Origin of the sequence: Shewanella sp. 10N.286.51.B8 (genome assembly GCF_041469325.1) — a bacterium.
Classification (GTDB): Bacteria; Pseudomonadota; Gammaproteobacteria; order Enterobacterales; family Shewanellaceae; genus Shewanella.
In genome coordinates this window covers 1-12,555 of sequence record NZ_JBFRKG010000017.1, presented here as the reverse complement: position 1 = coordinate 12,555, position 12,555 = coordinate 1, and the positions used below count along the sequence as shown (strand labels likewise).

Here is a 12,555-nt window from a genome sequence, read left to right as displayed (position 1 = left end):
GATTGTATGTTATTTAATATCTTGTTTGTTTAACACGCCATGCTCAACCAGTTGAGACAATAGCTGCTGGGTTTTCTCTCTAAAATAATCACGTAATAAGCGCATTGTTGGAGTAATAGACTGACGGCTGGGGCACACAAGCCACAATTCTGTCGCAGTTGGCTTATATTCCGGCATGACGTTTACCACACGACCAGTTAGCAAATCATCCGCCATATCAAGACATGACTTAATCGCAAACCCGTGTCCCGACACACACCAACGCCGCACCAAATCTCCGTCATTAGATGCACGATTACCTTTAAGCTTTACTTTATGGCTTTGGTTTTGATGACTAAAGCGCCACTCGTTCTGAACAATATCCTGTAACTGGTAAAACAGCCCATTGTGATTTATGAGTTCATCTGGCGTTGTAGGGGCGCCATTTTTGTCTAAATAGCTAGGTGTGGCGCACAGTACTCGTGGAATACTGCAAATTCGAAAACCATACATACTGGCATCGCTTGGCTCACCATAGCGCAGCGCCATATCAACAGAGTCACGATAAAAATCAATATTACTGTCAGTGATATTACTGCGTAAAGCCACGTCGGGATAAAGCAGCAAAAAATCATCCAACCACGGGGTAACCACATTACGGCCTAGATCAGATGATAGGGCAATTCTTATTTCACCTTTTAGTACATCTAAATCTTCCTGAGCATTTTGCTGGGCATTGTCTAACAGTTGCACAGCCAGTTCGCATTGAGGTAAATAGCGCTCACCAGCAGGGGAAAGCCTAAGTTGGCGCGTAGTGCGTACAAATAGCTCAACGCCTAATGCTGCTTCAACACGCTTGACCGCAGCACTAGCGGTTGCCATACGCATATCAAGGCTGTTTGCAGCCGCAGTAATACTTCGAAATTCAGCTACTTTGAGAATGATGTGCAGGTCTTGTATGAGCATATTATCAATCCATATTTGAGAATATTATAATTAATATAGCGTTTTTAGTGGAGTTAACAACAGGTATTATTTACTTATTCGATAAAATAGCCCGCACAGGTGATAACAATGCAACAAGTTCATTTTCAACAAGGTCTAATACGTCCGCCATCTGAGACTGACTGTCTTCTTATTAGAACCACTTAAGGCTGTCCGTGAAATAAATGCAGCTTTTGCATCTTATTTAAAGATGTTGACTTTGCCTTCCAGAGTAAATCAAAGGGGATTTCTGACATAAGGTAGGCATTTTCTCTAGCTGATGAGTTGTTCAATCAAGGTCTCAATCGTGCTCTAAATAACGCCTAGCACATGTTTATTTAATGATTTCCAATGGTCTGCTAGACAATTCAGGCGATGCTTCCTATATTTACTATAATGCTCTAATTAACTGTATTTGTGTGTTTTTAAGAACGTTAAAATAAGTATGCAGCCTCATAAAATATTCGTTTATCTCAAGCTGTTAAAATCGATTAATGAGTTGTTTACTAGGGGCAAATTGTGCTGAATATAGGATATGTATGTCTAACGTTCCTGCAAAACTTTTACAAAATGTCGCCGAGCAAACACCCAGAGCCATGGTTGCGATGTTGATTGTCTCTATTACTTACGCCTTAGTATTTAACATCCTCATTCCGTTTAACATTTTGATGACTTGGTTTTGTTTACAAATTCTCTTAGCAATATGCCGAATTTATAATGCAAAAATGTTTGAAAAACATTTAGAAAAAGAAGATAGAAAAAGACTCGCTAATGATGAAGACATTTTTATCGCTCTAAATGTATTTCAAGCCTGCATGTGGACGGCATCATCGGTGATGCTAATAATTTATGCTCGTCAACCGTTTGAGTTTGTCGGTTTTATTCTAATTATCGGAATTGTCACAGCCGCAACATTATCGATGTCGTCTTTCTTTAAAGCCTATTTGGTGTTTTTCATTTTAATGATAACGCCGCAGATTGCTATTATGCTTTATTTTGGTGAATACCAACATTTTGCTTTATTGGCGTTTATTGTTAGCTATATTCCTGCAACCATTTTATTGTCAAAATCAATGTTAGATAGTCGAATATCTAGCATAAAAGCCCACGAGGATGTAGAAAAAAGTGCCGAAGAATTTCGTAGGTTATCCATCATGGATAACCTAACTAACATATATAATCGGCGTTATTTTTTTGAAATGGCCAAAAAGATAATGGCGATTGCTTCAAGACAACAAACTAGCGTTTCACTGTTAATGATTGATATCGATCACTTTAAAAAAGTGAACGATAATTATGGCCATCAAGCAGGTGATTTTGTTTTAATCGAACTGGCTAGAACCCTAGAAAGCAGCATGCGAGAAAGCGACATTTTCGCACGAATTGGTGGTGAGGAATTCGCTATTTTACTCAACAATACATCAATGAATGATGCCAAGCGTATTGCTGAGAAAATACGAATTATCATTGAGAGTAAAGATTTCCTTTATAATACCATTTTGATTGATACAAGCGTCAGTATCGGTGTCGCTGAAATGACCCAAGAAATCACTACAATTGAGGCATTATATAAACAAGCAGATACCCATCTTTATTTAGCAAAAGGTCACGGCAGAAATAGAGTGTATCCAGTTTAGCTAAAACGGTTTTAATACATTTGAAATTCAAAATTAAAGGGGCTTTTCTCAATTCAAATTGCTATTTTTCAACCCATTGTGGCACCGTGATAGGCAGACCAAGTGGAGGATATCCCAAATGACATTAAAGGATTCATTGGCGATATTTATCAAGCATCATTCAAATAGTAGCAACCACAGAGGGGAAAGGGCAGTTCTTGCTAAGCCAAGTACCAACTTAACCCGCAGTGAAGAGGTTTTGTTTGAAAAGTAAAAAATCAAAATGAACATACACCTTCGAATAGCGATAAGGTTTTTGTAGGTTTGGTTATGCAAGCTAGTTTTGGGTAGATTTAAAATATAAATTATTTACATAGCCGGATTATAAACAATTTAGGCTTACCCCCAAGTAAACCTAAAAAGATATAAAGTAATGCGATTATAAGATTGGACAATTAAATCAGCCAATAAAAATAGTTAGAGTATCAATTTGTGTTGAACTTGAGTCTTTTAGTATGAAGATTTTACTATTTAATTTGGGTTCTAGACTATTTATTTTTGTTTGATTGAAATCATGATTTCAAGTACTTCTTGGTAAGAAATACGATATTCTCTAGACAGTTGTATGACTTTAGATTTGTAGGTTTGAACTTGCTCTTGCTTCTTTAAGGCTGATTTTTTTTGCTCAACCATTTCTGAAACGACTTCATTTAAAATGTTTAATCGACGTAAACTGTAATCAAGAGAGTCAAGATAAGTTTTCATTTGCAATTTGTTGCGGGCACTTTCAAGACTTTTAGTTGTTCTATTTTCGAAATCTAATTCATCAAAGGCGTTAATTACATTTTGTAAATTAATATCAGTCATATGGATAACTACTTAGGATTATGAGTAAATGAATGCTATTTAGCATGGGTACTCTCTATCTTCCATGAATAGTAACAGAGCATTATTGATAGTTTATTCAGATTAATGATTTGTTTCAATAGAGCATGACGTTTATATTAAACATTAATTTATTTACTTTAGTACAGGATGTGCAAAATGCTAGATTTATTACCTGATTTATTTGACCACTATGGTTCTGAATTAACCTTGATACCCGCCAATTGGCAAAGTTACGGCGCCAAACGGATATTTTATGGTGAAGTGGTTACGGTTAAGTGTTTTGAAGATAACTCTAAAGTGAAGTCAACGTTAGCAACCGCTGGTAAAGGTAAAGTGTTAGTGGTCGATGGCGGCGGCGTGTGTCGGCGTGCTTTGCTAGGTGACATGATTGCGGAGTCGGCGGCCAATAATGAATGGGAAGGTATCATCATTTTTGGTGCGGTAAGAGATGTGGGCACATTGTCGACCATTGGTATTGGTGTGCAGGCGCTAAGTGCTAATCCCATTAAAACAGAAAAAAAAGATGTTGGCCTTGTGAATATAAATATCGAGATTGCCGGTGTCTCAGTAAAACCTGCCATGATGATCTATGCCGATGAAAATGGCATAGCCGTTACTGAAAAACCTTTAGATTTAGCAGTATTAAGCTAAACTTAGATGAATTAATTTATTTTTACATTAAAAATCAATTTGCTTACAAGGATGCAAACATGAAGGCACTTAAATGGCTATTAGCTATAGTCGCTAGCGTAATCTTATTGCTGGTTATTTATTTAACGGTATTTTTTGATCCAAATAGTTTTAAACCACAAATTGTGGATGCCGTTAAAAAGCAAACTGGCCGTGATTTTGTCATTAGCCAAGACTTAAGTTGGAGCTTTTTCCCGACACTTGGGATTAACCTCGGTGGCATTTCACTATCCAACCCTGAGAACTTTTCTCCAAGTACATTAGTTGAAGTAAACCAAGCGGTCGCCAGTGTGGCATTAATGCCGCTTTTAAGCCAACAAGTGGAAATTGCACAATTATCCCTTGATGGTTTGACTATGAATATCGTCACTAAAAAAGACGGTTCAACCAGCTTTGATGGTTTGGGCGGTGCTGCATCACCTGAAACCACAACCGCGTCAGAACCAGCATCATCAGCTAATACACTCGAATTGCAAAGTTTACAAATCGGCGGCGTGTCTATTACCAATACCACCATCAACGTAATTGATGAAGCGGCAGAAACCAAACAAATATTTAGTTTAAATAGTTTAACCCTTGGTGAGTTTTCATTAGGAAACGCTGCAGACTTTGCTTATGAATTTACTGCACAAATGCCTGATATGATGCTGGCAAGTTCTGGTAATGGTCAATTGACCATTAGTGAAGATTTGACTCAGGTTATTATGGCTGATTTAACCATTAATACTGATGTGACCGGTGAGGCTATCCCTAATAAAAGTGTTAGCAGCCAGCTGATTACTGATATTAATGTGGCTTTAGATGCTAAAAAATTAGATGTTGCTATAAAACAATTGTCAGCGATGGACATAAGCGCCACTGGCGATGTTTCAGTCAATTACGGCGCCACAATCCCTAAAATTAACCTGCAATTAGATGTCGGTGATATCGATGTTGATAAATTACTGCCGCCATCAGAGACCGAAGCTAAAGCAGAAGACACTGAACAAGTTGCAGCGAGCAAGCCAGCTGTAGAGCCTGATTTGTCCGCATTAAAAACCATTGATTTAACCTTAGGCATGTCGGTTAAATCAATCAAGGTCGCAAATCTACTCACTCAAAACTGGGTAATGAAAGCCAAGGTCAAAGATGGCGTTGCCGATTTAACTCAGTTTTCTGCGAATTTATATGAAGGTAGCATTAAAGCGACAGCCCAGCTTGATGGTCGTCAGAAAGTAGCTAGTTATCGCTTTGATGAAACATTAACGGGGGTGCAATTTAGACCGCTGTTAAAAGATGCGGCGGATATTGATTTAATTTCAGGTGCGGCAAATTTTAAAATTTCTGGTTCTGGTAAAAGTTTAATTCCAGATAACTTAAAGAAAAACCTGCTGGCACAGGGTAATTTCGAAATTGCCGATGGCTCGTTATACGGAGTGAATATCCCGCAAATGATCCGTAGTGCTCAAGATAAGTTAAAAGGGGATTTATCTGCAAAAAATACTGAAGAACTTAAAACTGATTTTACTAGTTTAACCGGTAGTTTTAGTTTGAAAAATGCTGTTGCGACTAACCCAGACTTAGCTATGGCGTCGCCACTCATTCGCCTTAGCGGTAATGGCAGTGCTAATATTGATAATGAAACTGTGGACTATAAGCTAACGACGTCAGTGGTGGGCTCATTAGCGGGTCAGGGTGGTGAAGATGCCTTAGCTGGCGTGGACATTCCGCTTACCATAACCGGCAGCATGAAAGATCCTAAATTTGGTATCGATACCAGTGCTTTATTAGATTCTAAACTTAAAGATGAAACCGATAAACTCAAAGGTAAGTTATTTAAGAAATTAGGTTTTTAATGATGTGATTAAGCCCACTTGGGCTTAGTCAGCGGCTATTTTTATCATAAGTAAAAATATCCAAGGGATCATGTTAACCAAGACTTTGGATCTTGTACTGCTTTAAACTTGGTATAGATGAGTTGATTACATCAAGTTTAAAAATCGCTATATAATAAAAAACGGCAAGGATCACCTTGCCGTTTTTTGTTTTAAGTCGCGAAATACTTACTGCGAAATTGCTAAGAAGTTAGCTTATAGACTCACTACGCATTGACCTTGGTGACATCCACAATCAATCTTAACATCTGTCCTGGCTGAATATACTTACTGTTTTGAAGTCTATTCCACTCGATCAAATCATTGACTGAAACGTTGAATTTACTGGCAATTCTAGCCAATGAATCCCCAGAGCGAACTTTGTAATTAACGGTTCTTTCTGCATTGTTTTTGCTACTTGATACTGCGCCAATCTTTAATTGTTTACCAATGCTTAAAGTGCCGTTTTTAGGCAGACGATTCCAGCGAATTAAATCATCAACACTGACATCATTTTTTCTGGCAATGACCCATAATGAATCGCCTGATTTAACCGTGTAAGTTTTAGTCTTAACTGAGCTTGGTTTTGCTTGTGCTAATAACTGTTCAGTTGTGAGGTTTGCGCCTTCAGCAGGAACTGGAATAATAAGGTACTTTCCGGCTCTAATATTATTATTTTTCAGGCCATTACTTGAACGAATAAAAGAAGCCGAAGTATCAAAACGCTTGGCAATATGGCTTACGGTATCGCCAGATTTAATTTGGTATCTATGCCAGTTCAATTTTGATTTAGGATCAAGGTTTGCAAGTTTTTGTTCAAACTGCGCCGCTTTATCAAATGGCACCACCAATGTATTAGGGCCATCAGGTGATGTTGCCCAGCGATCTAAACCTGGGTTTAATGCTTTTAATTCTTTAACTGGCATATTGGCTAAATCTGCCGCAAGTTTAAGGTCAATCTGGCTTTGGGTATCAACCACAGCAATATGCGGTTCATTACTGATTGGAGTTAGTTTGATGCCATATTTGTCAGCATTTTTAACCACATCTGATAATGCAATCAGTTGCGGTACGTAGCGTTGAGTTTCTCTGGGTAATGATAGCGCCCAAAATTCAGTGCTTTTACCTGCGGCTTTATTACGGCGAACAGCATTATTTACTCGGCCTTCACCCGTATTATAGGCCGCAATGGCATATAACCAGTTTTGTCCGGTCCTATCGTATAAGTACTCTAAGAAGTCCAGTGCTGCAGTGGTGGATGCGGGAACATCACGTCTGCCGTCATACCACCAGTCACTTTTAACACCAAAGTAATTAGAAATAGGCGTAGTTAATTGCCATAAACCTGAAGCGGCACTCGCAGAGTAAGCTGAAGGGTCAAACGAGCTTTCAACAATAGGTAATAATGCTAGTTCAATCGGCAGATTACGTTTTTCTAATTCTTCGACAATATAATGTAAATACGGCTCTGCACGTTGAGAGACAATTTCTAAATGTCTTGGGTTCGCTAAATACCAGTCTCGATATTTATTCACCAGTTTTACATCATCAATTGGCATGGTAAGTTGCAAACGGATCCGTTGCCAAACATCGGTGATTTCAACCGGTGCTGCAACTTCGTCTACAACTTTTTCAGGCTTAATTGGCTGAGGAACGACAATCGGTGAAGGCTCGACTTTTGTTGGAGTGGCAGTTTGGCATGCGGTTAGAAATGCCAAGCTTCCAACAAAAAGGTATAAAGGTTTATGCATCTAAAAAAAATCCTAAATCTTGCAAAGCTGGCAGATCAAAGGCGTCTACCAAATGTGTTTGGTCAAAATTGAGGCGGCATTGTAGTGTAAAATGGCTTTAATGTCTTTGCTAACTTAGCAAGTGACGCCGCGCTCAATAGCTTAAAAGTTATTTTTCCACTCTCTGAGTAAAGTAAACGTCTGTAGTGCTGTTGGTTTTTCAACTTGAAACTTAGCAGCGATGACTTGTTTTATTTCTTTACTGTTACTTCTTAAAAATGGATTTATGGCTAATTCTGTTGCGATTGTAGTTGGAATTGTAGCCATATTGTTATTACGAGATAAAGTAACTGACTGACTGTATTGCTGCAACGCTTTATTGTTAGGTTCTGCTTGTAACGCAAATTTAAGATTAGCCGCGGTATATTCATGGGCGCAGTAAACTTGGGTGTGAGGTGGCAAGTCAGCGAGTTTTGCTAACGAGTTTGCCATTTGTTCGGCTGTGCCTTCAAACAATCTTCCACAACCGCCGCTAAATAGGGTGTCTCCGCAAAATAACGCTTCACAGTTTACACTATCTGGCTGTTGATAAAAGTAAGCTATATGACCTAACGTATGGCCCGGCACACTAATGACTTTAAGCTTTGTATCAAGCTCCTTGAGTTTGAGTAATGGCTCGCCTTTTATTGGATGCGTAATACCGCTAATATTTTCACTTTCAGGTCCATAAACCTCGAGCTTATTATTAAAAGCCTGTTGTAATTGCGCAATGCCACCAGTGTGATCTGCATGATGGTGAGTGATTAATATCCCCGCCAGCTCTAATGGGGAGCCCTTGAGGTAATCGAGCACACTTTGGCCACAGCCAGGGTCAACAACATAGGCTTGATTGCTATTTTTTTGATGTATAAGCCAAATGTAGTTGTCATTAAACGCTGAAATACCGATGACTGAAAGCATGATTAAATCCATAAGTGAAATCTTACCGCTAGGTTAACGGATTATATGTAAAAGGCCAATAGAGTGAATATGCTTGGGCTGAACTAGGCTTGTATACTGTTACATTTAAAGTAAACAACTGGTTGAAGTGACTAAATAAGGTTATGTAAACGCGCTAATTAACAATAAATTTAACACTTTATTCGTCCCTTTTTTAAATGATATCAACTATGGGTAAAATGCTAACGACAAAGAGCCATAAGTCGTTATACTCAACCTAGGGCTTTTGAAATTAAGGGAGTATCAGGTTAATGTCGATAAATCAAAAACCACAATTATGGCAAGAGTTACCCTGTGGTGATGAGATTCAATTGGCCCTAGAACAAAAGTTAACTGATTGGTGGCCGAGGATTTTTGGTTACCATTTATTAAAGCTAGGTGCGCTTAGCGCTCAAGTGTCTAGTTTACATTGCAATATTGCGCGGCATTTTTCTATTCATGATGCCCAAGGCGCATCAATTCAAGCCGATCCCCATCATTTGCCCCTGCAAACAAGCACCATGGATGCCGTGCTGATGAGTTTTTTAATGGAATTTGAACATGACCCATATCGTTTATTACGGGAAGTTGACCGAGTAATGATTTCCGGCGGCTATATTTTTGTTTGTGGTTTTAACCCTGTCAGTACCGCCTTTATGGGTAAGCTTCTACCTAAATATCAAACTCAATTACCTTGGTGTGGTCAGTTTTTTATGCCAGCGAGGGTAAAAGATTGGTTAGGTTTATTAGGTTATCAAATCCTGCAGGATGAACGTTTTATTTATCACCCTTTGCTTGGACAAATGAACCAAGGCCGCTGGTGGCAAAATAGATTAGAAAAGTGGTTACCAGGCGTTGGCAGTGTGTATTTGATTGTGGCCAGAAAAATGGAGTCGCCATTAACGCCCATCAGGGAAAAGCGAAAAGCGCGTACTCGTCAATGGGCGACAGCGCCGACAGCAGGCAGAGCAGGGCACAGTAAACATACTAAATTGCTCTCAAAATAAGCTAAAGCGTATAGCCAATAATATATTGGCTATACAACAGATTTGGGTTTTAGGCTTTGGCTTCAGGCAGATAATTAACATCAGCTTGCTGAGGTTTAGCTTCGGCGGCTTGCCTGGCTAAATCATCACAGCGTTCATTTTCAATATGCCCAGCATGTCCCTTAACCCAGCGCCAATCAATTTGATGCAGTTGACTGGCTTTATCTAACCTTTTCCATAAATCGACATTTTTAACTGGGGTTTTAGTTGAAGTTATCCAACCTTTTTTCTTCCAGCCATGGATCCATTGGGTGATCCCTTGACGCATATATTGACTATCACTGGTTAAGATGATTTTACACGGTTCATATAGCGCTTCTAACGCCACAATAGGCGCTAATAATTCCATCCGATTATTGGTCGTCAGCTTAAATCCATCAGACATTTCTTTGGTATGCTGCTTATATTTCATTACAATACCGTATCCGCCGGGACCAGGGTTACCCAGACATGAGCCATCAGTAAAGATATTGATAAGTTTTAGTTCTGACATCAAATTGTTACCATATACACAGCAATAAACATTTCGGCAATTATACCTAAATTATTATCAATTAATTGAGTTACCTATGAATATTATTTCAGGCGCCAGTCGCCAAATCATTTTAGATACTGAAACAACCGGTATGAATCAGGCAGGTGGCCCCGTTTATATTGGCCATAGAATTATCGAAATTGGTTGTGTTGAAGTGATTGACCGTAAACTAACCGGTCGTACTTATCATCAATATATCAATCCAGGTCAGTTAATTGATCCAGAAGCCATTGAAGTACATGGTATTACTGATGAACGAGTTGCTAAAGAACCGCGGTTTCATCAAATCGCACAAGAGTTTATCGACTTTATCGCTGGTGCTGAAATTGTCGCACATAACGCACCGTTTGATATCAGCTTTATGGATCATGAATTTAGTCAGCTTAGGCCCCAAGGCCCCAAGTCAGCAGATATCTGTGACATACTCGATTCGCTAGACATTGCAAAATACCTGCATCCTGGTCAAAAAAATAATCTAGATGCACTCAGTAAACGTTACGGTATCGATACCTCTAGGCGTACCTATCACGGCGCACTATTGGATGCTGAAATCCTTGCTGATGTTTACTTAGTGATGACCGGTGGACAAATTGGCTTTAATTTATCAAATGAAAAAGTGGGTCAAGAAGGTGGTGGCATACAATTAATTGATCAAAATGAGTTTAATCTTAAAGTGATCCAAGCAACGGCCGATGAATTAATATCACACGATGAAAGACTTGATTTAGTCAAAAAATCAGGCAAATGCCTCTGGAGAGGTGAAGCATAAAAGTGAGCTTAATGAAATCATACTGTCTGGCGGTTATTTTTATCTTAGTTGCTACCGTTACGCCACAATTGGCAACAGCGGTGCCTTATACCCAAGCAAGTGAGTTACAGAATAGATTTCGTATTGATCATATGGTCGATGAAGTGACCTTATTGGTGCAAAGAACTTATGGCTCCGCTCCAGTGATAATCGTGTTGCCTGACGGTTCCAAATGGTATTCCGAAAGGCACCCTGATAATGTCAATTGGGCCGATGGCTTAACTGGCGATATGATTAGAATCAACAATCCGATGCCCGGTCCTTGGCAATTAATCGGCAGTTTAGCGCCTAATTCCACTATCCAAAAAGTATCGCAACTTGAAATTGACGTTGAGCATATCCCCCAGCCTCTATTTCAAGGTGAACGTTTAAAAGTCACTGCTAAGTTACTTGGTGACGGCTTAACGGTTCGTCTGCCAGGGCTTGATTACATGTTCGAATGGACGGTTAAATTTACCAGCCATCATAAAAATACCGAAGCCAACTTTACTACCGGCACTGTTACAGTCGGTTCTTACAGAGATAATGGTGAAGGTTTGGATGAGATACCCGATGATGGGGTGTTTACGGGCAAACATAATCTAAATCAACCTTGGGGAAGCTACACCTTAAGTGTTGTCGCGCGAAATAATGTATTTGAGCGTGAAATTAGCTACCCAATCTATTTATCAGAAACTCCCATTCAAGTTGAAGTAATTGAACCCGCGGATAAATTAACCGGTGTTTGGCAGATTCAAATAAATGTTGATGACGAAATACTCAAACTTGAGCAAACCCATATTCAATTCGATATCGTTGGCCCGGCAGGGCTTAAGTTACCGATTGTTGTTAATGAGTTCACTGAAACACCAGCTTTAGTCGCGATACCGCAAGTGACCGATTTTGGCAGTTATAGAATCAAAGGCAGTGTTGCCTCAACCAGTATTGCAGGGCGTGAGTTAATACTGGATTTACCGGAATTGTTTTTTAATTTAATTGAACCGCCTCAACCTCCACCCAGCGCTGAAGAGTTAGCTGCAAGAGCTGCGCAGCTAGCAGCGCAAGAAGAGCAAGCTGCAAAAGATAAGGCTATCGTGTGGATTGCATCGATTAATGGCCTACTGTTAATCATAGGAGGGGTAGGGTTAATTTTTTGGCGTAAGAAACTTGCGTTAAATAAAGCACTGGCAACAACCAAATTAAGACTTGAACAAGAAGCTGCGAAAAAAGGTGATATCACTGCTGCTATTGATGATTTTGATTTAACCATGCCAGATGAAAAATAATTGTTTGCTGCTAATTATATTAGCTTAGATTAAATTGATCTCTTTTTAGTCAAAAAGTTTATAACTTAATCGCTGTTGTATGTTTTTTAGCTAAACGGATAAAAACTTAAAAAAAACTGTTGACGGTTTTTGACGACGACCTTATTATTCGTGCAACTTAAGTGGAGCGGTAGTTCAGTTGGT

The 12,555-nt window shown here is 39.2% G+C and carries 11 protein-coding genes; 6 read left to right on the top strand and 5 right to left on the bottom strand.

The features are described 5' to 3' along the window. Window positions 1-9: 9 nt before the first annotated feature. A complete protein-coding gene (locus AB4160_RS07375; RefSeq protein ID WP_372004090.1) occupies window positions 10-945 on the bottom strand; it encodes a LysR family transcriptional regulator in 936 nt (311 codons plus the stop codon). A 557-nt stretch (window positions 946-1,502) separates the two neighbouring features. On the opposite strand from AB4160_RS07375, the gene AB4160_RS07370 reads away from it, so the two are divergent. Beyond that, window positions 1,503-2,600: a GGDEF domain-containing protein gene (locus AB4160_RS07370; RefSeq protein ID WP_372004088.1), complete on the top strand. Its 1,098-nt coding sequence runs from the start codon at window positions 1,503-1,505 to the stop codon at window positions 2,598-2,600. Window positions 2,601-3,131: 531 nt separating this feature from the next. Here the strand turns inward: AB4160_RS07370 and AB4160_RS07365 are convergent. Further along, window positions 3,132-3,446: a hypothetical protein gene (locus tag AB4160_RS07365; protein WP_102437802.1), complete on the bottom strand. Its 315-nt coding sequence runs from the start codon at window positions 3,444-3,446 to the stop codon at window positions 3,132-3,134. 177 nt (window positions 3,447-3,623) lie between these two features. Between AB4160_RS07365 and AB4160_RS07360 the strand changes: the two genes are divergently transcribed. Then, window positions 3,624-4,118: a putative 4-hydroxy-4-methyl-2-oxoglutarate aldolase gene (locus AB4160_RS07360; RefSeq protein ID WP_102437800.1), complete on the top strand. Its 495-nt coding sequence runs from the start codon at window positions 3,624-3,626 to the stop codon at window positions 4,116-4,118. 59 nt (window positions 4,119-4,177) lie between these two features. Next, complete coding sequence (locus tag AB4160_RS07355; RefSeq protein WP_372004086.1) at window positions 4,178-5,992, top strand: AsmA family protein; 1,815 nt, start codon at window positions 4,178-4,180, stop codon at window positions 5,990-5,992. A gap of 245 nt (window positions 5,993-6,237) precedes the next feature. On the opposite strand, the gene AB4160_RS07350 is transcribed toward AB4160_RS07355, so the two are convergent. Together AB4160_RS07350 and gloB are read right to left on the bottom strand one after the other, a co-directional pair. Continuing rightward, window positions 6,238-7,761, bottom strand: coding sequence for a LysM peptidoglycan-binding domain-containing protein (locus AB4160_RS07350; RefSeq protein ID WP_102437797.1), 1,524 nt, complete (start codon window positions 7,759-7,761; stop codon window positions 6,238-6,240). Window positions 7,762-7,902: 141 nt separating this feature from the next. Further along, the gene (gene gloB / locus AB4160_RS07345; protein ID WP_102437901.1) at window positions 7,903-8,700 is read right to left on the bottom strand and encodes a hydroxyacylglutathione hydrolase; all 798 of its coding nucleotides are present in this window, start codon (window positions 8,698-8,700) and stop codon (window positions 7,903-7,905) included. Window positions 8,701-8,990: 290 nt separating this feature from the next. On the opposite strand from gloB, the gene AB4160_RS07340 reads away from it, so the two are divergent. Continuing rightward, on the top strand, window positions 8,991-9,725 hold the full coding sequence (locus AB4160_RS07340; RefSeq protein WP_102437795.1) for a class I SAM-dependent methyltransferase: 735 nt from the start codon (window positions 8,991-8,993) through the stop codon (window positions 9,723-9,725). Between the two features lie 49 nt (window positions 9,726-9,774). Here AB4160_RS07340 and rnhA read toward each other — a convergent pair whose 3' ends face one another. Next, complete coding sequence (gene rnhA, locus AB4160_RS07335) at window positions 9,775-10,257, bottom strand: ribonuclease HI (protein WP_102437793.1); 483 nt, start codon at window positions 10,255-10,257, stop codon at window positions 9,775-9,777. 76 nt (window positions 10,258-10,333) lie between these two features. Between rnhA and dnaQ the strand changes: the two genes are divergently transcribed. After that, window positions 10,334-11,068, top strand: a complete 735-nt coding sequence (dnaQ, locus tag AB4160_RS07330; RefSeq protein WP_102477270.1) for a DNA polymerase III subunit epsilon — start codon at window positions 10,334-10,336, stop codon at window positions 11,066-11,068. An 11-nt stretch (window positions 11,069-11,079) separates the two neighbouring features. Next, window positions 11,080-12,372 carry a TIGR03503 family protein gene (locus AB4160_RS07325; RefSeq protein WP_372004084.1) on the top strand — a complete coding sequence of 431 codons (1,293 nt, stop codon included), beginning with the start codon at window positions 11,080-11,082 and terminating at the stop codon, window positions 12,370-12,372. The last annotated feature ends 183 nt before the right edge of the window (window positions 12,373-12,555 follow it).

Bases quoted from the DNA above. Each gene is read 5' to 3' on its own strand.
- AB4160_RS07375 (WP_372004090.1), bottom strand. From the start codon at position 945: ATGCTCATACAAGACCTGCACATCATTCTCAAAGTAGCTGAATTTCGA.
- AB4160_RS07370 (WP_372004088.1), top strand. From the start codon at position 1,503: ATGTCTAACGTTCCTGCAAAACTTTTACAAAATGTCGCCGAGCAAACA.
- AB4160_RS07365 (WP_102437802.1), bottom strand. From the start codon at position 3,446: ATGACTGATATTAATTTACAAAATGTAATTAACGCCTTTGATGAATTA.
- AB4160_RS07360 (WP_102437800.1), top strand. From the start codon at position 3,624: ATGCTAGATTTATTACCTGATTTATTTGACCACTATGGTTCTGAATTA.
- AB4160_RS07355 (WP_372004086.1), top strand. From the start codon at position 4,178: ATGAAGGCACTTAAATGGCTATTAGCTATAGTCGCTAGCGTAATCTTA.
- AB4160_RS07350 (WP_102437797.1), bottom strand. From the start codon at position 7,761: ATGCATAAACCTTTATACCTTTTTGTTGGAAGCTTGGCATTTCTAACC.
- gloB (WP_102437901.1), bottom strand. From the start codon at position 8,700: ATGCTTTCAGTCATCGGTATTTCAGCGTTTAATGACAACTACATTTGG.
- AB4160_RS07340 (WP_102437795.1), top strand. From the start codon at position 8,991: ATGTCGATAAATCAAAAACCACAATTATGGCAAGAGTTACCCTGTGGT.
- rnhA (WP_102437793.1), bottom strand. From the start codon at position 10,257: ATGTCAGAACTAAAACTTATCAATATCTTTACTGATGGCTCATGTCTG.
- dnaQ (WP_102477270.1), top strand. From the start codon at position 10,334: ATGAATATTATTTCAGGCGCCAGTCGCCAAATCATTTTAGATACTGAA.
- AB4160_RS07325 (WP_372004084.1), top strand. From the start codon at position 11,080: ATGAAATCATACTGTCTGGCGGTTATTTTTATCTTAGTTGCTACCGTT.